General features: G+C 59.6%; 18 protein-coding genes and 1 tRNA gene. 16 read left to right on the plus strand and 3 right to left on the minus strand.

The window, feature by feature from the left end; translation table 11 throughout:
- The first annotated feature begins 76 nt into the window (after window positions 1-76).
- From apaG to ACI512_RS00320, 7 genes are all read left to right on the plus strand, one after another.
- The gene (apaG, locus tag ACI512_RS00290; protein WP_015886176.1) at window positions 77-457 is read left to right on the plus strand and encodes a Co2+/Mg2+ efflux protein ApaG; all 381 of its coding nucleotides are present in this window, start codon (window positions 77-79) and stop codon (window positions 455-457) included.
- Complete coding sequence (locus ACI512_RS00295) at window positions 457-1,308, plus strand: symmetrical bis(5'-nucleosyl)-tetraphosphatase (RefSeq protein ID WP_236379096.1); 852 nt, start codon at window positions 457-459, stop codon at window positions 1,306-1,308. Before apaG ends, ACI512_RS00295 begins: the two co-directional genes overlap by 1 nt.
- Window positions 1,309-1,317: 9 nt before the next feature.
- The gene (gene glpE / locus ACI512_RS00300; protein ID WP_015886178.1) at window positions 1,318-1,647 is read left to right on the plus strand and encodes a thiosulfate sulfurtransferase GlpE; all 330 of its coding nucleotides are present in this window, start codon (window positions 1,318-1,320) and stop codon (window positions 1,645-1,647) included.
- Window positions 1,648-1,931: 284 nt separating this feature from the next.
- Entirely contained in the window at window positions 1,932-3,854 is a 1,923-nt protein-coding gene (locus tag ACI512_RS00305; RefSeq protein WP_003194732.1) for a PrkA family serine protein kinase, read from the plus strand.
- A 113-nt stretch (window positions 3,855-3,967) separates the two neighbouring features.
- Complete coding sequence (locus ACI512_RS00310) at window positions 3,968-5,239, plus strand: YeaH/YhbH family protein (RefSeq protein ID WP_015886179.1); 1,272 nt, start codon at window positions 3,968-3,970, stop codon at window positions 5,237-5,239.
- A complete protein-coding gene (locus ACI512_RS00315; protein ID WP_015886180.1) occupies window positions 5,236-6,801 on the plus strand; it encodes a SpoVR family protein in 1,566 nt (521 codons plus the stop codon). The genes ACI512_RS00310 and ACI512_RS00315 overlap by 4 nt, the downstream gene beginning before the upstream one ends.
- Before the next feature lie 63 nt (window positions 6,802-6,864).
- Entirely contained in the window at window positions 6,865-8,094 is a 1,230-nt protein-coding gene (locus tag ACI512_RS00320; RefSeq protein WP_046035014.1) for a multifunctional CCA addition/repair protein, read from the plus strand.
- Between the two features lie 156 nt (window positions 8,095-8,250).
- On the opposite strand, the gene folK is transcribed toward ACI512_RS00320, so the two are convergent.
- Together folK and folB are read right to left on the minus strand one after the other, a co-directional pair.
- The gene (gene folK, locus ACI512_RS00325) at window positions 8,251-8,769 is read right to left on the minus strand and encodes a 2-amino-4-hydroxy-6-hydroxymethyldihydropteridine diphosphokinase (protein ID WP_064054226.1); all 519 of its coding nucleotides are present in this window, start codon (window positions 8,767-8,769) and stop codon (window positions 8,251-8,253) included.
- Window positions 8,760-9,113, minus strand: a complete 354-nt coding sequence (gene folB, locus ACI512_RS00330; RefSeq protein ID WP_015886183.1) for a dihydroneopterin aldolase — start codon at window positions 9,111-9,113, stop codon at window positions 8,760-8,762. Before folB ends, folK begins: the two co-directional genes overlap by 10 nt.
- Before the next feature lie 74 nt (window positions 9,114-9,187).
- Between folB and plsY the strand changes: the two genes are divergently transcribed.
- Entirely contained in the window at window positions 9,188-9,757 is a 570-nt protein-coding gene (plsY, locus tag ACI512_RS00335) for a glycerol-3-phosphate 1-O-acyltransferase PlsY (protein WP_015886184.1), read from the plus strand.
- Between the two features lie 33 nt (window positions 9,758-9,790).
- Here plsY and tsaD read toward each other — a convergent pair whose 3' ends face one another.
- Window positions 9,791-10,816 carry a tRNA (adenosine(37)-N6)-threonylcarbamoyltransferase complex transferase subunit TsaD gene (tsaD, locus tag ACI512_RS00340; protein WP_015886185.1) on the minus strand — a complete coding sequence of 342 codons (1,026 nt, stop codon included), beginning with the start codon at window positions 10,814-10,816 and terminating at the stop codon, window positions 9,791-9,793.
- Between the two features lie 202 nt (window positions 10,817-11,018).
- Between tsaD and rpsU the strand changes: the two genes are divergently transcribed.
- From rpsU to ACI512_RS00380, 8 genes are all read left to right on the plus strand, one after another.
- Window positions 11,019-11,234, plus strand: coding sequence for a 30S ribosomal protein S21 (rpsU, locus tag ACI512_RS00345; protein ID WP_002551877.1), 216 nt, complete (start codon window positions 11,019-11,021; stop codon window positions 11,232-11,234).
- A 441-nt stretch (window positions 11,235-11,675) separates the two neighbouring features.
- Window positions 11,676-13,646: a DNA primase gene (gene dnaG, locus ACI512_RS00350; RefSeq protein ID WP_236379094.1), complete on the plus strand. Its 1,971-nt coding sequence runs from the start codon at window positions 11,676-11,678 to the stop codon at window positions 13,644-13,646.
- A 67-nt stretch (window positions 13,647-13,713) separates the two neighbouring features.
- On the plus strand, window positions 13,714-15,564 hold the full coding sequence (gene rpoD / locus ACI512_RS00355; protein ID WP_250947512.1) for an RNA polymerase sigma factor RpoD: 1,851 nt from the start codon (window positions 13,714-13,716) through the stop codon (window positions 15,562-15,564).
- 121 nt (window positions 15,565-15,685) lie between these two features.
- The gene (locus tag ACI512_RS00360) at window positions 15,686-19,429 is read left to right on the plus strand and encodes an EAL domain-containing protein (protein WP_236379091.1); all 3,744 of its coding nucleotides are present in this window, start codon (window positions 15,686-15,688) and stop codon (window positions 19,427-19,429) included.
- Between the two features lie 15 nt (window positions 19,430-19,444).
- Window positions 19,445-19,521: transfer RNA gene (locus tag ACI512_RS00365), tRNA-Ile, on the plus strand.
- Between the two features lie 50 nt (window positions 19,522-19,571).
- Window positions 19,572-20,054, plus strand: coding sequence for an Lrp/AsnC family transcriptional regulator (locus ACI512_RS00370; protein WP_102061908.1), 483 nt, complete (start codon window positions 19,572-19,574; stop codon window positions 20,052-20,054).
- A gap of 146 nt (window positions 20,055-20,200) precedes the next feature.
- Window positions 20,201-21,904: an NAD(P)/FAD-dependent oxidoreductase gene (locus ACI512_RS00375; RefSeq protein ID WP_236379089.1), complete on the plus strand. Its 1,704-nt coding sequence runs from the start codon at window positions 20,201-20,203 to the stop codon at window positions 21,902-21,904.
- Window positions 21,905-21,914: 10 nt separating this feature from the next.
- A complete protein-coding gene (locus ACI512_RS00380; RefSeq protein ID WP_236379087.1) occupies window positions 21,915-22,709 on the plus strand; it encodes a carbon-nitrogen hydrolase family protein in 795 nt (264 codons plus the stop codon).
- Window positions 22,710-22,733 lie beyond the last annotated feature (24 nt).

The following is a 22,733-nucleotide window of genomic DNA, read 5'->3' on the forward strand; positions in this document are numbered from 1 at the left end:
CTGGCCTAGTGCCCGCTTCTTGGCCTAGACTGACCCGCATCTGCTGTCCTCCGCTTTTGCTTTTAAGGCCTCTTGCATGTCCGATCCTCGCTACCAGATCGACGTCAGCGTCGTCACCCGCTTCCTCGCGGACCAATCGCAACCTGAACAGAACCGCTTCGCCTTTGCCTACACCATCACGGTGAAAAACAACGGGCTGGTGCCGGCCAAGTTGCTGTCACGCCATTGGGTCATCACCGACGGTGACGGCCAGGTCGAAGAAGTGCGCGGCGCGGGCGTGGTAGGCCAGCAGCCGCTGATCGACATAGGCGCCAGCCACACCTACAGCAGCGGCACGGTGATGACCTCCAAGGTCGGCACCATGCAGGGTTCGTATCAGATGAAAGCCACTGACGGTAAATTGTTCGACGCCATCATTGCGCCCTTCCGCCTCGCGGTGCCGGGAGCCCTGCACTGATGGCGACCTATGCGGTCGGCGACCTGCAAGGTTGTCTGGAGCCCCTCAAGTGCCTGCTTGATCGCGTAGCCTTCGACCCGGCAAAGGATCGACTGTGGCTGGTGGGTGATGTGGTCAACCGGGGCCCTGAGTCCCTGGAGACCCTGCGCTACTTATATAGCCTGCGTGACTCCCTGGTGTGCGTGCTGGGCAACCACGACCTGCACCTGCTGGCGGCCGGCAACACGATCGAGCGCCTGAAAAAGGGCGACACCCTGCGGGAAATCCTCGAAGCGCCGGATCGCGCCGAGCTGCTCGACTGGCTGCGCCGGCAAAAAATCATGCATTACGACGAAGGCCGCAACATGGCCCTGGTCCATGCTGGCATCCCGCCCCAGTGGACACTGAAGAAAGCCCTCAAGTGTGCTGCTGAAGTCGAAAGCGCACTGGCCGATGACAACCTGTATACCGCCTATCTCGACGGCATGTACGGCAATGATCCCGTCAAGTGGGACAACGACCTGACCGGCGTCGCCCGCCTACGAGTGATCACCAACTATTTCACCCGCATGCGCTTCTGCACCGCTGAAGGCAAACTGGACCTCAAGAGCAAAGAAGGCGCCGACACCGCGCTGCCGGGTTACAAACCGTGGTTTGCTCACAAAGAGCGCAAGACCCGTGACACCAAGATCGTTTTTGGTCATTGGGCAGCGCTTGAAGGCAAGTGCGATGAGCCCGGCGTCTTCGCCCTCGACACCGGTTGCGTGTGGGGCGGGGCCATGACCCTGATGAATATCGACACCGGCGAGCGTTATAGGTGCCAGTGCGAATCTCCCCTTCCCGTTACACTGCCGGCTACGGCCAAGCCATAGGAGCCCGCCATGAGCGAATTCAAACGTATCCCTCCCGAACACGCCCAAGCCCTGCGCGAGCAAGGTGCCGTGGTGGTCGACATCCGTGATCAGCCGACGTATGCGGCCGGCCACATCACCGGTGCCCAGCACGTGGACAACGTCAACATCGCCGACTTCATCCGCGCCGCCGACCTTGACGCACCCGTGATCGTGGCGTGCTACCACGGCAATTCCAGTCAGAGCGCGGCAGCCTACCTGGTCAGCCAGGGTTTCTCCGATGTCTATAGCCTGGACGGTGGCTTTGAGCTTTGGCGTACGACTTATCCTGCGGAAATTTCTTCAGGCAATTCGCAATAATTTTTTTCACACCCCGCTACCCCGCGTGACGCTTGGGCTAGCGCCGTTTCTGACGAACGGCGCAGCCAAACTAATTACGTATCGCGCCTTGACCTCTCCGATTCCGAACTATCCTTAAGCGCAGGCCATCCGAATCAGGGGAGAGCCGGTACACCGGCGTGCGGGTCATCGGTAGCGTTTCAGGGTGTTTGGGGGGAAAACGGCCATTGGTGTTCGCCAATGTCTGCCAGCATCGACTGATTGATCCGGCGTCGGCTCCACGTATCGAGCGAGGTGACGACGTCATGAGTATCTTTAGCCACTTCCAACAACGCTTCGCGTCCACACAGCAGGAAGAACTCACGCTGCAAGAGTATCTCGAGCTGTGCAAACAAGACCGTAGCACCTACGCATCTGCCGCCGAACGCCTGCTCTTGGCGATTGGCGAGCCGGAGCTGGTGGAAACCGCCAATAATTCGCGGCTGTCGCGAATATTCTCCAACAAGGTGATCCGCCGCTACCCGGCCTTTGAAGACTTCCACGGAATGGAAGAATGCATTGACCAGATCGTCTCCTACTTCCGCCATGCCGCCCAAGGCCTGGAAGAGAAGAAACAGATCCTCTACCTGCTCGGCCCCGTCGGCGGCGGTAAATCGTCCCTGGCCGAAAAACTCAAACAACTGATCGAGAAGGTGCCCTTCTACGCCATCAAGGGCTCACCGGTCTTCGAGTCGCCCCTGGGCTTGTTCAACGCCACGGAAGATGGCGCGATCCTCGAAGAAGACTTCGGCATCCCACGGCGCTACCTCAACACCATCATGTCGCCCTGGGCCACCAAGCGCCTGGCCGAGTTCGGCGGTGACATCAGCCAGTTCCGCGTGGTGAAACTCTACCCGTCGATCCTCAACCAGATCGGCGTGGCCAAGACCGAGCCGGGTGACGAGAACAACCAAGACATATCGGCGCTGGTGGGTAAGGTCGATATCCGCAAACTCGAGGAATTCCCGCAGAACGACGCCGATGCCTACAGCTACTCGGGCGCACTGTGCCGGGCCAACCAGGGCCTGATGGAGTTCGTGGAGATGTTCAAGGCACCGATCAAGGTGCTGCACCCCCTGCTCACCGCGACTCAGGAAGGCAACTACAACAGTACCGAAGGCCTGGGCGCGATTCCGTTCACCGGGATCCTGTTGGCACACTCCAACGAATCGGAATGGCACACCTTCCGCAACAACAAGAACAACGAAGCCTTCATCGACCGGATCTATATCGTCAAGGTGCCGTACTGCCTGCGGGTCAGCGATGAGATCAAGATTTACGACAAACTGCTGTTCAACAGCTCGCTGGCCAAGGCCCACTGCGCACCCGACACCCTGAAGATGCTCGCCCAGTTCACCGTGCTGTCACGCCTCAAGGAGCCGGAAAACTCGAACATCTACTCGAAGATGCGTGTGTACGACGGCGAAAACCTCAAGGACACCGACCCCAAGGCCAAGTCGATCCAGGAATACCGCGACACGGCGGGTGTGGATGAGGGCATGAACGGTCTGTCGACGCGCTTTGCGTTCAAGATCCTGTCCAAGGTCTTCAACTTCGACCCCCACGAGATCGCCGCCAACCCGGTACATCTGCTCTACGTGCTGGAACAGCAGATCGAACAGGAGCAATTCCAGGCAGAAACCCGCGAGCGCTACCTGCGCTTCCTCAAGGAATACCTGGCGCCGCGCTACATCGAGTTCATCGGCAAGGAAATCCAGACCGCGTACTTGGAGTCCTACAGCGAATACGGCCAGAACATCTTCGACCGCTACGTGCTATACGCCGACTTCTGGATCCAGGACCAGGAATACCGGGATCCGGAAACCGGTGAGATCCTCAATCGCGTGGCCCTCAACGAAGAACTGGAGAAAATCGAAAAACCAGCCGGCATCAGCAATCCGAAAGATTTCCGCAACGAAATTGTCAACTTCGTGCTGCGTGCACGGGCCAACAACAACGGCAAGAACCCGACCTGGCTCAGCTACGAGAAGCTGCGGGTGGTCATCGAGAAGAAAATGTTCTCCAACACCGAGGACCTGCTGCCGGTCATCAGCTTCAACGCCAAGGCCAGCAAGGAGGATCAGCAAAAGCACAACGACTTCGTCACACGAATGGTCGAGCGCGGCTACACCGACAAACAGGTACGGCTGCTCTCCGAGTGGTACCTGCGGGTTCGCAAATCGCAGTAAGGCAGCGACAGGCGTGTGCTGCCGGGCTTCTGGCCTGGCAGCCGACCGCTTGTCTCTAAGCTTCCAGCTCGCTGCTTGAAGCTTGTAACGTGAAGCTGCCCGGAGGGCTCCCCATGAGCTATGTGATCGACCGACGCCTCAATGGCAAGAACAAGAGCACGGTAAACCGCCAGCGTTTCCTGCGGCGTTACCGTGACCACATCAAAAAGGCCGTTGAAGAGGCCGTCAGCCGCCGCTCTATCACCGACATGGAGCATGGCGAACAAATCAGCATTCCTGGACGGGACATCGACGAACCGGTGCTGCACCACGGCCGGGGTGGTAAACAGACCGTCGTGCACCCCGGCAACAAGGAATTCACCACCGGCGAACATATCCAGCGCCCCCAAGGCGGTGGCGGCGGCAAGGGCCCCGGCAAGGCGGGCAATTCCGGCGAAGGCATGGATGAGTTCGTGTTCCAGATCACCCAGGAAGAATTCCTCGAGTTCATGTTCGAGGACCTGGAGTTGCCCAACCTGGTCAAGCGCAACCTGACCGGCACCGACACCTTCAAGACCGTCCGCGCCGGGATCAGCAACGAGGGCAACCCGTCACGCATCAACATCATCCGCACCCTGCGCTCGGCCCATGCCCGGCGTATCGCCCTGTCGGGCAGCAGCCGCGCCAAACTGAGGGATGCCAAGGAAGAGTTGGCGCGTTTGAAACGTGAAGAGCCGGACAACTTCGGCGATATTCAAGAAATAGAGGCGGAAATAGAGAAACTCAGCGCACGCATTCATCGTGTGCCATTTCTCGACACCTTTGACTTGAAATACAACCTGCTGGTCAAACAACCCAATCCCAGTTCCAAGGCGGTGATGTTCTGCCTGATGGACGTTTCCGGCTCCATGACCCAGGCCACCAAGGACATCGCCAAGCGCTTCTTTATCCTGCTGTACCTGTTTCTCAAGCGGAACTACGACAAGATCGATGTGGTGTTCATTCGCCACCACACCAGCGCCCGGGAAGTAGACGAAGAAGAGTTCTTCTACTCGCGGGAAACCGGCGGCACCATCGTCTCCAGCGCGTTGAAGTTGATGCAGGAGATCATGGCCGAGCGCTACCCGGCCAACGAGTGGAATATCTACGCCGCCCAAGCCTCGGACGGCGACAACTGGAACGACGACTCGCCTATCTGCCGCGACATCCTGATCAACCAGATCATGCCGTTCGTGCAGTACTACACTTACGTTGAAATCACCCCCCGTGAGCACCAGGCCCTGTGGTTCGAATATGAACGCATCGGCGAAGCCTTTGCCGACACCTTCGCCCAGCAGCAACTGGTCTCGGCCGGCGATATCTACCCGGTCTTCCGTGAACTCTTCCAGCGCAGGTTAGTGACATGACCGCCAAAAAAGAGCAAAAGCGCCAACCCATTTCCACGGGGTCTGAGTGGACCTTTGAACTGATCCAGGCCTATGACCGGGAAATCAGCCGCATTGCGGCGGGTTATGCCCTGGACACCTACCCCAACCAGATCGAAGTGATCACCGCCGAACAGATGATGGATGCCTATGCCTCCGTCGGCATGCCCCTGGGTTATCACCATTGGTCCTACGGCAAACACTTCCTCAGCACCGAAAAGTCCTACAGTCGTGGCCAGATGGGTTTGGCCTACGAGATCGTGATCAACTCCGACCCCTGCATCGCCTACCTGATGGAAGAGAACACCATCTGCATGCAAGCGCTGGTGGTGGCCCACGCATGCTACGGGCACAACAGCTTCTTCAAGGGTAATTACCTGTTCCGCACATGGACCGATGCCAGTTCGATCATCGATTACCTGGTGTTTGCCAAGCAGTACATCATGCAATGCGAGGAGCGCCACGGCATCGATGCGGTGGAAGACCTGCTCGACTCCTGCCATGCCCTGATGAACTACGGAGTCGACCGTTACAAACGCCCCTACCCGATTTCCGCCGAGGAAGAACGTCTGCGCCAGAAAGAGCGCGAAGAGCACCTGCAGAAACAGATCAACGACTTGTGGCGCACCATTCCCAAACGCGCCGGCAAGAACAGCGACAAGGACAATGCGCGTTTCCCCTCCGAACCTCAGGAAAACATCCTCTATTTCCTGGAAAAGCACGCACCGTTGCTGGAACCGTGGCAGCGCGAAATCGTGCGCATTGTGCGCAAGATCGCCCAGTACTTTTATCCACAGCGTCAGACCCAGGTGATGAACGAAGGATGGGCGACGTTCTGGCACTACACCTTGATGAACGACCTGTACGACGAAGGCCTGGTCACTGACGGTTTCATGATGGAGTTTCTCACCTCCCATACCAGCGTGGTGTTCCAGCCAGGCTTCGACAGCCCTTACTACAACGGCATCAACCCTTACGCGCTGGGCTTCGCCATGTACCGCGATATCCGACGCATGTGCGAACACCCAACCGAGGAGGACCGCCGCTGGTTCCCCGAAATCGCCGGCAGCGACTGGCTGTCTACCATCAAGTTCGCCATGAGCAGCTTCAAGGATGAGAGTTTTATCCTGCAGTACCTGTCACCCCAAGTGATTCGTGACCTGAAGCTGTTCAGCATCCTCGATGACGACCTCAAGGATGACCTGCTGGTACCGGCCATCCATGATGAACCCGGCTACCGCACCATCCGCGAAACCTTGGCGGCGCAGTACAACCTGGGCAATCGCGAGCCTAATGTGCAGATCTACAGCATCGATGTGCGTGGCGACCGCTCGTTGACCCTGCGCCATCAGCAACACGACCGCAAACCTCTCGGCGAATCCACCGAGGAAGTGCTCAAGCACCTGCATCGGCTGTGGGGGTTCGACATCCACCTGGAAACCCTGCAAGGCGATCAGGTGATGAAAACCCATCACGTGCCACCGCGCAGCGATCATAACGACAACGACTACGGGCGCCTGGACCTCGCCGTCGTTCATCTCTGAAACAGCAAAGCCTCCATTGGCCAGGCACAGGCGGTATCCTGTGACGCTAATGGAGGCTTTTTCATGAAAATCTACAAAGTCGGCGGTGCCGTACGCGACCGCTTGCTGGGCATCAAGGTCACCGACATCGACCGTGTCGTCGTGGGTGCAACCACAGAAGAGATGCTGGCCAAAGGCTTCAAACCTGTGGGTGCAGACTTCCCGGTATTCCTGGACCCAAAAAATGGCGATGAATACGCGCTGGCCCGCACCGAACGCAAGAGCGGTCGGGGTTACGGCGGCTTTGTGTTTCATGCCAGCCCAGAGGTTACGCTGGAAGAAGACCTGATCCGTCGCGACCTGACCATCAACGCGATGGCGGAAGACGATGACGGCAACTTGACTGACCCCTATCACGGCCTGCGCGACCTTGAAGCGCGCATTTTGCGCCATGTTTCCCCGGCATTCGCCGAAGATCCTCTACGTGTACTGCGAGTCGCGCGCTTTGCTGCGCGTTACGCGCACCTGGGTTTTACCGTCGCGCCCGAAACCCTGGAACTGATGCGTCAACTCAGCGAGTCTGGTGAACTGGAAGCCCTGACACCGGAGCGCAGCTGGAAAGAAATCTCTCGGGCATTGATGGAAGACCAGCCGCAGGTATTTATCCAGGTACTGCGCGACTGCGCTGCGTTGAAAACGTTGATGCCTGAGGTCGATGCACTGTTCGGCGTACCGCAGCCCGAAGCCCACCACCCGGAAATCGACACCGGCGTGCACACCTTGAGCGTGTTGGAACAGGCGGCCTTGCACAAACAGCCACTGACTGTGCGCTGGGCTTGCCTGCTCCACGACCTGGGCAAGGGCACGACGCCTGTGGATAAGTTGCCGCAGCATATTGCCCATGAACATCGGGGCTTGAAGCTGATCAAGGCCGTCAATGAACGCTTCAAAGTGCCAAGGGATTGTCAGGAACTGGCGTTGCTGGTGGGCCAATACCACACTCACGGCCATCGGGCGCTTGAGCTGAAAGCCTCGACATTGCTGGAGTTGCTACAGAGTTTTGACGTGTACCGTCGGCCGCAGCGCTTTGAAGAGTTTGTGATCGCCTGCGAGATGGACGCCCGCGGCCGCAAGGGCCTGGAGCAACGCATTTATCCACAGGCGGATTATTTGCGTGGGGCTGCGAAGGCAGCCCGCGAAGTGGCCGTCGCGCCCTTGCTGGAGAAGGGCTACAAAGGCCCGGAACTGGGTGAGGCGCTGAAGCGCGAACGGCTTAAGGCGTTGAAGGCCTACAAAGAACAGCCCATTCTCTAGACGCTGCCCACCCGTGGCGAGGGAGCTTGCTCCCGTTGGGCTGCGCAGCAGCCCTAAACCCGGCTGTTGAGTCTTGGCAGGGAGACTGTGGTGTTCTTATTGGGCCGCTTCGCAGTCCAACGGGAGCAAGCTCCCTCGCCACAGGACGCTCGGCGCCTACAAGAGCGTGCCTGGCGTGAGTTGCTGGCCCCGCCATTCAAACCCGACAGGGGCCAACACCTGGTCAATCTGCGCATCGCGCCACAGTTCGGCCAGGGTCTTGCCCACCTCAGGGTGCACGCGATCGGGCGCCATCAACGACAGCGGCCACAGCACAAAGGCGTTCTTCAGGATCTCTGCACGGGGCAGGACCAGGCCCTCGAAATTACCCACCAGCTCGCCATACAGCAGCACGTCGATATCCAGCGGCAAGCCCTTACGGTCCGGCGCATAGCGACCATTATCGGCTTCGATGAATTTCAACCGGCGATCCAGCTCCATCAACGGCAGGTCGGTATAGGCCGACACCACCAAGTTGAAGAAAGGCCCGCTCTTGATGCCCACCGGCTGGCTTTCGAACACCGCCGAGCAGCGCATATCGGTCAAAAAAACCGCCAGCGCATCAAGGCCGGCGCGTAGATGGGACTCGCGCTCGATATTACTGCCTAGGCCAAGATAAACCTGAGTTAGCGACATCCGCGCTCGATCTCCACACCCACGCCCTTGGCAGCCGGCACGGCCCCCGGCTTGGTCAACTTGAGGTGCAACCAGGGAATCTGGAATTCACTCATGAGCACCTCGGCCAGGCGTTCAGCAAAGGTCTCCACCAATTGGTACTGGGACTGCTCGGCAAACGCCTGGATACGCGCGGATACACTGGCGTAATCCAGCGCCAGGGTCAGGTCGTCACCGGCAGCGGCCGGGCGGTTATCCCAGGCGAAGCTCAGGTCCAGGCGCAGGCATTGGCGGATTCCGCGCTCCCAGTCGTAGGCCCCGATGACGGTGTCGACTTCCAGGCCTTCGATAAACACTCTGTCCAAGCACTCTTCTCCGCTGCACGACAAGGGCGCGATGCCCCGTTAGAATCAGGGCGTCCTCGCCCGGAATAGTTAGCATGTTTTGGTTACTGGCGATTCTCGCCTACCTGCTCGGCTCGCTGTCCTTCGCCATTTTGCTCAGCCGCCTGACGGGAAATCCCGACCCGCGAATGAGTGGCTCAGGCAATGCCGGCGCCACCAACATGTTGCGCCTGGCCGGTAAGAAGCTCGCCGTACTGACCCTGCTGGGCGACATGTGCAAGGGCTTGTTGCCCGTGCTGATCGCCAGCCTCGCCGGCCTTACCCTGCAACAACAGGCCTGGATCGGTGTATGTGCCGTCCTGGGCCATTTGTTTCCACTGTACTTCCGCTTTCGCGGTGGCAAAGGCGTCGCCACGGCAGCCGGCATGTTACTGGGGATCTACCCACCAGCGGCGTTGCTGGCCGTGCTCGCCTGGCTGCTGGCGTTCTACCTGACCCGCACCAGTTCACTTGCCGCGCTGATCGCCACCCCGCTCACCCTGCCGCTATTGGCCTGGCAGGAACCGGCGGCGCTGGTGCCGATGAGCGTGCTGACACTGCTGATCGTCTGGCGCCACCGAGGCAATTTACGCGACCTGTTTGCCGGGCGCGAACGGCATTTTTAAATACGTTCGCTGAGCCCGGCTCACGTTATGGCGTTACAACGGCGACAACTGCTCCATCGGCCAGCGCGCCTGCACGCTGATCGCCAGGCTTTCATGCTGCCCGGCCTGCAGGCGCTGGCAACCGGCATAGGCGATCATCGCGCCATTGTCGGTGCAGAACTCCGGTCGTGCGTAGAACACATCGCCTTTCATGTCGCCGAGCATTTTTTCCAGCGAGGTGCGCAAGGCCTTGTTGGCGCTGACGCCGCCTGCGATCACCAGGCGCTTCATGCCCGCCTGTTTCAAGGCACGCTTGCACTTGATGGTCAAAGTCTCCACCACGGCCTGCTGGAACGCCAGGGCGATGTCGCAACGGGCTTGCTCGCTGTCGTCCCCAGCGCTGACGCTTTGCTGCCAGGTGTTCAGCGCGGAGGTTTTCAGACCGCTGAAGCTGAACATCAGGCCTGGTCGATCACACATCGGACGCGGGAAGGTGTAGCGGCCGGCAACACCTTTTTCGGCGAGGCGGGCGATTTCCGGACCACCGGGATAATTGAGGCCCATCATCTTCGCGGTCTTGTCGAAAGCTTCGCCGGCGGCGTCATCCAGCGACTCACCCAAAAGGGTGTATTGGCCGATGCCATCCACCTGAACCAACTGCGTATGGCCGCCCGAAACCAACAAAGCGACGAACGGGAACTGCGGCGGTGTTTTTTCCAGCATGGGCGCCAATAAATGGCCTTCCATATGGTGCACGCCGAGCGCCGGAATGCCCCAGGCGAACGCCAGCGCCTGGGCGCAAGAGGCCCCAACCAGCAGGGCTCCGACTAATCCGGGGCCCGCGGTGTAGGCAATGGCGTCGATCTCGGTCGGCACGCAGCCGGCTTCATCCAGCACCTGACGAATCAGGGGCAGCATGCGTTTGACGTGATCACGGCTGGCCAGCTCCGGTACCACGCCGCCATAGGCGCGGTGCAGGTCGATCTGACTGAACAGCGCATCGGCCAAGAGCCCGCGTTCACTGTCGTAAAGTGCGACACCGGTTTCGTCGCAGGAGGTTTCAAGTCCCAGTACTAGCATGGGTTTGCGCCTTGTAGAGGCTGAATTCGAAGGCGCGCATAATAGTCGCCACTCCCCCTCCCGACTAGCGGTTTTCGATCAGAGGCTTTGCATTCCGGGCAATGAGGGGTTAACATCCGCAACCCTTAAAAACCGACGACCTCAGCCGCGAATTTTTTGCGACGAGAACGTTGATCCCGGTAATGAAAGAAGGTAGCTCTGGATGCCAGCCGTCAAAGTTAAAGAGAACGAACCCTTCGACGTAGCTCTGCGTCGTTTCAAGCGCTCCTGCGAAAAAGCCGGTGTACTGGCTGAAGTTCGTAGCCGCGAATTTTACGAGAAGCCTACTTCTGAGCGTAAGCGTAAAGCAGCAGCCGCTGTTAAGCGTCACGCCAAGAAAGTTCAGCGCGAACAGCGCCGCGCCGTTCGTCTGTACTAATACACAGACGTTCGTAGCAAGCTTCTGCCAAGCCCGGCCCTCAGCCGGGCTATTGGCATTTGCGGATATCGCTTGATGCTTCACTGTCGACGCCGCACATGCGACCGAGACAACCGCTTCACACGTCAGGACTGGCTCTTTTGCCAGCGGTGCACGTCTCTTCTGACGAGCCTAACAAGGCTACTGACGAGCACACTCATTCTGTAAACAGGCGATCAAATCGGTCGACTGCGCCCATCGAGCTCCGAGGCCCGCCGTTGGCCAATACCGGATGCCCGGGTAACATTTCCATGCCAAAGACTGAATAGAAATTAACGTCAGTGAATGTTCGGCAGATACACTTCCATGCAGCCCAAGCAGACGATAATGGTCGAGCCACTCAACCTGTGCGCTTGAGCTCTTCACGGGCCCTCATTTACACGCAGTGACGACGAGAACGCCATGGCCGGGCTGATTCCCCAGAGCTTTATTGACGACCTCCTGAACCGCACCGACATCGTCGATGTTGTCAGCTCGCGCGTGCAACTGAAAAAAGCCGGCAAGAACTACACCGCCTGCTGCCCGTTCCACAAAGAAAAGACCCCGTCGTTCAGCGTCAGCCCCGACAAACAGTTCTACTACTGCTTCGGTTGCGGCGCGGGCGGTAATGCCCTCGGCTTTCTCATGGACCACGACAACCTGGACTTCCCCCAGGCGATCGAGGACCTGGCCAAAGCCGCCGGCATGGAGATCCCCCGCGAAGAAAGTGGTCGCCCACACAAACCGCGACAACCCACCGATTCGCCGCTGTACCCGCTGCTGACCGCCGCTGCCGACTTTTACCGTCAGGCGCTTAAAAGCCATCCGCAGCGCAAGGCCGCCGTCGACTATCTCAAGGGCCGCGGCCTCACCGGTGAAATCGCCCGCGACTTCGGCCTCGGTTTCGCCCCTCCCGGGTGGGACAACCTGTACAAACACCTGAGCAGCGACACCCTCCAGCAAAAGGCCATGATCGACGCAGGCCTGCTGGTGGAAAACGCCGAGACGGGCAAACGCTATGACCGCTTCCGCGATCGCGTGATGTTCCCGATCCGCGACAGCCGAGGCCGCATCATCGCCTTTGGTGGCCGGGTACTGGGAGACGACAAGCCCAAGTACCTGAACTCCCCGGAAACCCCGGTGTTCCACAAAGGCCAGGAACTCTACGGCCTGTTCGAAGCACGCAAAAACAACCGCAACCTCGATGAGATCATTGTGGTTGAAGGCTATATGGACGTGATCGCGCTCGCCCAACAGGGCCTGCGCAATGCCGTGGCCACCCTCGGCACGGCCACCAGCGAAGAACATTTGAAGCGTCTGTTTCGCGTAGTGCCCAGCGTGCTGTTCTGTTTCGACGGCGACCAGGCGGGCCGCAACGCCGCCTGGCGTGCACTTGAAGCAACGCTGTCGAGCTTGCAGGACGGGCGTCGCGCACGCTTTCTGTTCCTGCCCGAAGGCGAAGACCCGGACACCCTGGTGCGCTCCGAAGGCACCGATGCGTTCCGCGCGCGCATCAATCAACACGCACAGCCGCTGGCGGACTATTTCTTCCAGCAACTGACCGAAGAAGCCGACCCGCGCTCCCTCGAAGGCAAGGCCCACATGGCCACACTCGCCGCACCGCTGATCGACAAAGTACCGGGTGCCAACCTGCGTACGCTGATGCGCCAGCGCTTGCTGGAAATCACCGGATTGAGTGGCGAGGCCGTCAGCCAGCTGGTGCACAGTGCGCCGCAGGACGCCCCACCCGCCTACGACCCAGGCATGGATTATGACGCCATGCCGGACTACTCCGACTTCCACCAACCGCAGGAGGCCTACACGCCCCAGCAAGCGTGGACACCGAAAAAGCCCGGCGCCGGCGGCAAGAAATGGGACAAGAAACCCTGGAGCAAGAACGGCAAGCGCGGTGACAACGATGAAGCCTATGCCCCACGCACCCCGGTTGCCGTAGAAGCGCCGACGCTGATTGCCCTGCGCACGCTCATCCATCACCCGCAATTGGCACAAAAGGTTGAAAGCGCCGATCACTTTGCCAACGCGAGCAATACGTACGCCCAGGTCCTGATCGCCTTGATCGAGGCAGTCCAGAAAAATCCTAAGCTAAACTCAATTCAGTTGATGGCTCGCTGGCATGGCACCGAACAAGGCCGATTGTTGAAAGCACTCGCAGAAAAGGAGTGGCTAATTGACGGCGATAACCTTGAACAACAGTTTTTAGACACCATTACTAGGTTATCCGCGGGTCAGCACACGCAGACCCTCGATGAGCTCATAAAGCGAGCCAGGCAGCCGGATTTATCGGCTGAAGAGAAAATTCAGATAGCAAAACAGATGCGTGACCTCTTAAAACAGAATGTTTCCGCATCAAACCCGACCTCAGCTGGCGTGTGAGGTCATAGCTCGGGTATAATCCTCGGCTTGTTTTTTGCCCGCCAAGACCTTCAGTGGATAGGGTGTTATGTCCGGAAAAGCGCAACAGCAGTCTCGTATCAAAGAGTTGATCGTTCTCGGTCGTGAGCAGGGTTACCTGACTTACGCGGAGGTCAACGACCACCTGCCTGAGGATATTTCAGATCCAGAGCAGGTGGAAGACATCATCCGCATGATTAACGACATGGGGATCAACGTATTCGAAGCTGCGCCAGATAAGGATTCCCTTATGCTGGCGGACGCCGATACCGACGAGGCTGCCGCTGAAGAAGCTGCTGCCGCGCTGGCTGCTGTGGAGACCGATATCGGTCGTACCACCGACCCTGTGCGCATGTATATGCGTGAAATGGGTACCGTCGAGCTGCTGACACGCGAAGGCGAAATTGAAATCGCCAAGCGTATCGAAGAGGGTATCCGTGAAGTGATGGGCGCAATCGCGCACTTCCCCGGCACGGTTGACCACATTCTCTCCGAGTACACCCGCGTCACCACCGAAGGTGGCCGCCTGTCCGACGTGCTGAGTGGCTACATCGACCCGGACGACGGCATTGCGCCGCCTGCCGCCGAAGTGCCGCCGCCTGTGGATGCCAAGGCTGCGAAAGCCGACGACGACACCGAAGACGACGACGCTGAAGCCAGCGGCGACGATGAAGATGAAGTCGAAAGCGGTCCAGACCCGGTCATCGCTGCACAGCGTTTCGGTGCGGTTTCCGATCAAATGGAAATCACCCGCAAGGCCCTGAAAAAGCACGGTCGCTCCAATAAGCAGGCAATTGCCGAGCTGCTGGCGCTGGCTGAGCTGTTCATGCCAATCAAGCTGGTACCGAAGCAATTCGAAGGCCTGGTTGAGCGTGTTCGCAGTGCCCTGGAGCGTTTGCGTGCACAAGAGCGTGCGATCATGCAGCTCTGTGTCCGTGATGCGCGCATGCCGCGTACCGACTTCCTGCGCCAGTTCCCTGGCAACGAAGTAGACGAAAGCTGGACCGACGCACTGGCCAAGGGCAAGGCGAAATACGCCGAAGCCATTGGTCGCCTGCAGCCGGACATCATTCGCTGCCAGCAGAAGCTGACCGCGCTCCAGACCGAAACCGGTCTGACGATTGCCGAGATCAAGGACATCAACCGTCGCATGTCGATCGGTGAGGCCAAGGCCCGCCGCGCGAAGAAAGAGATGGTCGAAGCGAACTTGCGTCTGGTGATCTCCATTGCGAAGAAGTACACCAACCGCGGCCTGCAATTCCTCGATCTGATCCAGGAAGGCAACATCGGCTTGATGAAGGCTGTGGACAAGTTCGAATACCGTCGCGGGTACAAGTTCTCGACATATGCCACCTGGTGGATTCGTCAGGCGATCACTCGCTCGATCGCCGACCAGGCCCGCACCATCCGTATTCCGGTGCACATGATCGAGACGATCAACAAGCTCAACCGTATTTCCCGGCAGATGTTGCAGGAAATGGGTCGCGAACCGACCCCGGAAGAGCTGGGCGAACGCATGGAAATGCCAGAGGATAAGATCCGTAAGGTATTGAAGATCGCTAAAGAGCCGATCTCCATGGAAACCCCGATTGGTGATGACGAAGACTCCCACCTGGGTGACTTCATCGAAGACTCGACCATGCAGTCGCCAATCGATGTCGCCACCGTTGAGAGCCTTAAAGAAGCAACTCGCGACGTACTGTCCGGCCTCACTGCCCGTGAAGCCAAGGTACTGCGCATGCGTTTCGGCATCGACATGAATACCGACCACACCCTTGAGGAAGTCGGTAAGCAGTTTGACGTGACCCGTGAGCGGATCCGTCAGATCGAAGCCAAGGCGTTGCGCAAGTTGCGCCACCCGACGCGAAGCGAGCATCTGCGCTCCTTCCTCGACGAGTGATACCAGAACCCCCGGCCCAGGCCGGGGGTTTTGCTTTCTACAGATAAAATCCCAAGCGACACCCCTCCCCCGCAATGCCCGTCTACACTCGAAACATTCCCCGTGCCATAACGAGACCGTTATGCCCAGACTGTCGACTGTGCTACTGCTGTCGCTGCTGACCTGGACCGCAACGGCTGGCGCGTTGACTCTTACCGATGATGAGCGTGGCTGGCTGGCGGACCATCAGGAGCTGAGCCTCGGGGTGGACGCCTCATGGCCACCTTTTGAATACCGTGACGAAGACGGCCGCTACCAAGGCTTGGCGGCAGATTACGTGCGCCTGATCCAGGATCGTTTGGGCGTCAGGATCAAGGTGATCGAAACGCCGAACTGGAGTGCCGTCCTGGAACTGGCCCGAGCCAATCAGCTCGACCTTGTCCCCAGCGTTATGTCGACGCCCGAACGGCAGAATTATTTGGCGTTCACACGCCCCTATATCGACTTCCCGATGGTCATCCTTGCCCACGAAGGCGGCGTACGACCGCGCAATCTCAAGGACCTGTACGGGCTGAAGATCGCCGTGGTGGAAAACTACGCCCCCCACGAATTACTGCGCACTCACCACCCCGACCTTAATCTGGTGGCCATGCCCAACGTCAGCTCAACCCTGCAGGCCCTGGCTACCGGCGAAGTGGACGCCGTGGTCAGCGACCTGGCCTCCAGTGTCTGGAGCTTGCGCGAACTCAAGCTGGACGGGCTGTATGTCAGCGGCGAAACCCCCTACCGCTATCAATTGGCGATGGGAGTACCGCGCGACGACAAGATGCTGGTCGGCATCCTCGACAAAGTCCTCGCCGACCTCAGCCCGGAAGAAACCAACACCATCCAGCAACACTGGGTAGGCAAGTTCACCGATAACCGTACGTTCTGGACCGATCTGCTGCTGTATGGCCTACCCGCGGTTCTGCTCTTGATTACCGTATTAGCCATTGTGATTCGGATCAATCGCCGACTCAGTTCGGAAATTTCCCGCCGCGTGGCCCTCGAACAGGAACTGCGCAGCAGCGAATACCACTACCGCGGCCTAGTGGAGAGCCTGTCCGCCATTGCCTGGGAAGCCAGCGTCACCGATTTCACCTACAGCTACGTGTCGCCGCACGCCGAGGAACTGCTCGGCTATCCGCGCGCGCACTGGCTGATCCCAGGGTTCTGGCGCAACATCATCCACCCCGCCGACCTGCTCCGCGCCGAAGCCTACTGCTACCGCGAAACCCGTGCTAACCGCGACCACAGCATTGATTACCGGGTGATCACCGCCGACGGCCGTTGCTTGTGGGTGCGTGACATTGTCAGCCTGATCGAGCACGGCCATGAGCCTGTGTTGCGCGGTTTGATGATCGACATCAGCGAAGCCAAACGCACCGAAGAGGCGCTGCAGCTTTCCGAACAGAAGTTTGCCTCGGTATTCCAACAGTGCCCGGACATTCTGGTGATCGCGCGACTGTCCGATGGCTGCCTGCTGGAGGTCAACAAAGCGTTCGAGGATCAAGTAGGCCTGAAGGCCGAAGACGTGATCGGCAAAACGGCCACCGCGCTGAACATTTGGGGGATTCCAGGCATCGGCCCGGACCTGTTGAAACGGGTGCAGACCACCAGCATCCGCAACTTGGAAATGCCGTTTCTGCGCAACAACGGCCAGGCCTTTACCGGCCTTATCTCCGCCGAGCCGTTTCAACTCGACACCACTGAGGCAATCGTGGTGGTGGTGCGCGACATCACCCAGCTCAAGGAAACCCAGCAACTACTGCAAACCTCCGAAGAGAAATTCGCCAAGGCCTTCCATGCCTCTCCCGACGGCTTGCTGTTGAGCCGACAGCGCGATGGCCTGTTGCTTGAAGTAAACGACGGTTTCAGTCGCATCACCGGTTTCAACAGCGCGGCCTCCTTGGACCAATCAACCTTGGACCTGGGCATCTGGGTCGACCTCAACGAACGCAAACACATGCTGGAACTGATGGCGCGCGATGGCTTTGTGCGGGACTTCATCTGCCATATACGCCGCAACGATGGGCAGATTCGCCTGTGCGAGCTGTCCAGCCGCCCACTGCCCATCGGCGATGACGACTGCATGCTGACGATTGCGAGGGACATCACCGAACGCCAGCTGATGCAGGAAAAACTGCAACAGGCCGCCACCGTGTTCGAGAGCACGGCCGAAGGCGTATTGATCACCGACACCCGACAGCACATCAGCGCCGTCAACCGTGCCTTCAGCGAGATCACCGGCTACAGCGAGGCCGAAGCCCTCGGCCAGACCCCGCGCCTGCTCGCCTCTGGCCTGCATGACAGCGCCTTCTACGCCGCCATGTGGCACCAGTTGACCGCACAGGGTCACTGGCAGGGCGAGATTTCCAACCGACGCAAAAACGGCGAGCTGTACCCCAGCTGGCTGACGATCAGTGCGGTACGCAACCGCGAACAGTTGATCACGCACTTCGTTGCGGTATTTGCCGACATTTCCAGCCTCAAGCTGGCCCAGGCCCGCCTCGACTACCAGGCGCACCACGATCCATTGACCGGCCTGCCCAACCGTACGCTGTTCGAAAGCCGACTACAGGCCGCCCTCAACGGGCATCAGGAAACCGGCAAGCAGGGCGCCGTTCTGTTTCTCGACCTGGACCGCTTCAAACACATCAACGACAGCCTCGGCCACCCGATAGGCGACCTGCTGCTCAAAGACATTGCCGTGCGCCTCAAGGAACAATTGCGCGACATCGATACCGTCGCTCGCCTGGGCGGGGATGAATTCATCATCCTGCTCCCCGGCCTCCAGCACGCCAGCGACGCCCAGCACCTGGCCAATAAACTGCTGGCCTGCTTCACTCCCCCCTTCCAGGCGGGTGAGCACGAGTTCTTTATCAGCGCCAGTATCGGCACCAGCCTATACCCCGAGGACGGCACCGACGTCGCCACCCTGGTCAAAAATGCCGACGCCGCGATGTACCGTTCCAAGGCCAAGGGCCGCAACCGGGTCGAAAGCTACACCCGCGACCTCACGGCCCAAGCCAACGAGCGCGTGGCCCTGGAACATGAACTGCGCCGCGCCATAGAGCGCGACGAATTGAGCCTGTACTACCAGCCAAAACTGAGCCTGGCCACCCAGCAATTGATCGGCGCCGAAGCCCTGATCCGCTGGCACCATCCCACCTTCGGCGATGTCCCCCCCGAGCACTTCATCGCCTTGGCCGAAGAAAACGGCACAATCCTGCAGATTGGCGATTGGGTACTGGAACAGGCCTGCCGACAACTGCACGCCTGGCAAGGCACATTCGATGATTTCGGCCCACTGTCGGTCAACCTCGCCGGCGCGCAACTGCGTCACCCCGGCTTGCTGGGCCGCATCGAACAGCTGCTGCGCGACTATGGCCTTGACCCAGGCCGCCTGCAGCTGGAGATCACCGAAAACTTCATCATGAGCCAGGCCGAAGAAGCGCTGGAGGTCCTGCACCAACTCAAACACTTGGGCGTACAACTGGCGATTGATGATTTCGGCACCGGCTACTCATCCCTCAGCTACCTCAAGCGCCTGCCACTGGACTTCCTCAAGATCGACCAATCTTTCGTCCGCGGCTTACCCGACGATCCCCACGACGCCGCCATCGTGCGCGCCATCATCGCCCTGGGCCACAGCATGCAATTCACCATCATCGCCGAAGGCGTGGAGAACCCCGCACAGCAAGCGTTCCTGGCCGCCGAAGGCTGCGAACAGATGCAGGGCTACATCGTCAGCCTGCCGTTACCACCGGCGCTTTTTGCCACGACGTTTCTTCGTATGAGCATTGGGGATTTTTCGGATGGCACAGCGGGTAAACCATCGTTATAATCCGCGGCCTACTGAGGGCCTATAGCTCAGTTGGTTAGAGCAGGGGACTCATAATCCCTTGGTCGTAGGTTCGAGTCCTACTGGGCCCACCATCTTGAAAGCCGCGCATTGCGCGGCTTTTGTGTGTCTGGAAGCCTGTAATATGCTTCCCGCCACCGCCCACACTCTGGAGCCCACCTTGCCCGCCCTAGACGAAATCGATCGCCAACTCATAGCCGCCCTGCAGCTCAACGCCCGCGAAAGCGTGGCCATGCTCGCCCGGCAGTTGGGCATCGCGCGCACTACCGTGACGTCACGCCTGGCACGCCTGGAGAAAACCCAGGTGATCACCGGTTATGGCGTGCGCCTCGGGCAACGTGTGGTCGACGGTGGCTTGCAGGCTTACGTAGGCATCACGGTGCAGGCGCGCTCGGGCAAGGACGTGCTGCGCAGGCTGAGTGCCATGGCCCAGGTGCAACAGTTATGCGCGGTGAGTGGCGAGTTCGATTACGTCGCGTGGCTGCGTACTGATTCGCCTGAACAGCTGGACCAATTGCTGGACCAGATCGGCAGCGTCGACGGGGTGGAGAAAACCACCACCTCGATCATCCTCAGTAACAAATTGGATCGCGGACAACCAATCTGATCACGATGCTCGTCATTCTGACTAAAAACAGATCAATTCGACGACACTTTGCGTCTTATTAACGAACGCTACACGCCCTAAACTGGCTGCCATCTTTTCCTATACTCAGCGGGTCACATCCGCCGATGTCGCCAGTAAGGTCAGCCATGAGCATTCCGTCCAGCACCTTCAGCAAGACCAATCGCCACCCCGCCGACGGCAAGAAACCCATCACCATCTTTGGTCCGGACTTTCCGTTTGCCTTCGATGACTGGATTGAACACCCTGCAGGCCTGGGCAGCATCCCCGTCGCCAATCATGGCGCCGAAGTGGCGATCGTCGGCGCCGGGATTGCGGGCCTGGTGGCTGCTTATGAGTTGATGAAACTGGGCCTCAAGCCGGTGGTGTACGAAGCCTCGAAAATGGGCGGCCGTTTGCGCTCCCAGGCTTTTGAGGGCGCCGAAGGCATCATCGCCGAGTTGGGTGGCATGCGCTTCCCGGTGTCGTCCACCGCCTTCTACCACTATGTGGACAAGCTCGGCCTGGAGACCAAACCCTTCCCCAACCCGCTGACCCCGGCGTCCGGCAGCACCGTGATCGACCTCGAAGGCCAGACTCACTACGCACAGAAACTCTCCGATTTGCCGGTCCTGTTCCAGGAAGTGGCTGACGCCTGGGCGGACGCCCTGGAAGCCGGCTCGCAGTTCGGCGATATCCAGCAAGCCATCCGCGACCGTGACGTACCGCGCCTCAAAGAACTGTGGAACACGTTGGTGCCGTTGTGGGACGACCGCACCTTCTACGACTTCGTCGCCACCTCCGAGGCATTTGCCAAATTGTCCTTCCATCACCGCGAAGTGTTTGGCCAGGTCGGATTCGGCACGGGCGGCTGGGACTCGGATTTCCCCAACTCAATGCTGGAAATCTTCCGCGTGGTGATGACCAACTGCGACGACCACCAACACCTGGTGGTCGGCGGCGTTGCCCAAGTGCCGATGGGCATCTGGCGCCATGTACCGGAGCAGTGCGCCCACTGGCCGGCCGGCACCAGCCTCAGTTCGCTGCACCGTGGCGCACCGCGCGCCGGGGTCAAGCGGATTGCCCACGCGGCCGACGGCCGTTTCGCGGTGACCGACAACTACGGTGACACCCGCGAATATGCCGCCGTGCTCACCACCTGCCAGAGCTGGCTGCTGACCACCCAGATCGAGTGCGACGAAACCTTGTTCTCACAAAAGATGTGGATGGCCCTGGATCGCACGCGTTACATGCAGTCATCAAAAACCTTTGTGATGGTCGATCGCCCGTTCTGGAAGGACAAAGACCCCGAAACCGGCCGCGACCTGATGAGCATGACCCTGACCGATCGCCTCACCCGTGGCACTTACCTGTTCGACAATGGCGACGACAAGCCTGGCGTGATCTGTCTGTCGTACTCGTGGATGAGTGACGCGCTGAAAATGCTCCCGCAGCCCATCGACAAGCGCGTGAAGCTGGCCCTCGACGCCCTGAACAAGATCTACCCGAAGGTCGATATCAAGGCGCGCATCATCGGTGACCCGATCACCGTGTCCTGGGAAGCCGACCCGCACTTCCTCGGGGCTTTCAAAGGCGCGTTGCCCGGCCACTATCGCTACAACCAGCGGATGTATGCGCACTTCATGCAGAAGGACATGCCCGCCGAACAACGTGGGATCTTTATCGCCGGTGATGATGTGTCCTGGACCCCAGCCTGGGTGGAAGGCGCGGTGCAAACCTCGCTGAACGCGGTGTGGGGCATCATGACTCACTTCGGTGGCAGCACCCACCCCGAGAACCCAGGGCCGGGTGATGTATTCGATGAAATCGGGCCAATCGCCCTGGCCGATTAAGGAGTTGAGCATGCGCGTCGCCCTGTACCAATGCCCACCGTTGCCGCTGGATGTGGCCGGCAACCTCAAGCGCCTGCACCAGCTGGCCCACGAGGCGTCCGACGCCGACGTGCTGGTGCTGCCGGAGATGTTTCTGAGCGGCTACAACATCGGCACCGAGGCCGTTGGCGCCTTGGCCGAGGCACAGGACGGACCGTCGGCGCAGGCGATTGGCGAACTGGCCAAAAGCGCCGGGCTGGCGATTCTGTACGGTTACCCGGAGCGCGCCGAGGACGGCCAGATCTACAACGCCGTGCAGCTGATTGACGCCCACGGCCAGCGCCTGTGCAACTATCGTAAGACTCACCTGTTTGGTGACCTGGACCATTCGATGTTCAGCGCCGGCGACGATGATTTCCCGCTGGTGGAGCTCAACGGTTGGAAACTCGGCTTCCTGATCTGCTATGACTTGGAGTTCCCGGAAAACACCCGACGCCTGGCCCTCGCAGGCGCCGAACTGATCCTGGTGCCCACCGCCAATATGGTGCCGTTCGACTTTGTCGCCGATGTCACGGTGCGGGCACGGGCCTTTGAAAACCAATGTTATGTGGCCTACGCCAACTACTGTGGGCACGAAGGCGAGATCCAGTACTGCGGGCAAAGCAGCATCGCCGCGCCGAATGGCCTGCGCATCGCCCAGGCGGGCCTGGATGAAGCGCTGATCGTCGGTGAGCTGGATCGCCAGTCGATCCTCGACGCCCGTGCTGCCAATCACTACCTGCAAGATCGTCGCCCCGAGTTATACGGTGCACTGCACAAGTCCTGATCCAGCCGGTTTGTGAGCGGTTTG

Source organism: Pseudomonas petroselini, assembly GCF_045037875.1.
Lineage (GTDB): Bacteria > Pseudomonadota > Gammaproteobacteria > Pseudomonadales > Pseudomonadaceae > Aquipseudomonas > Aquipseudomonas petroselini.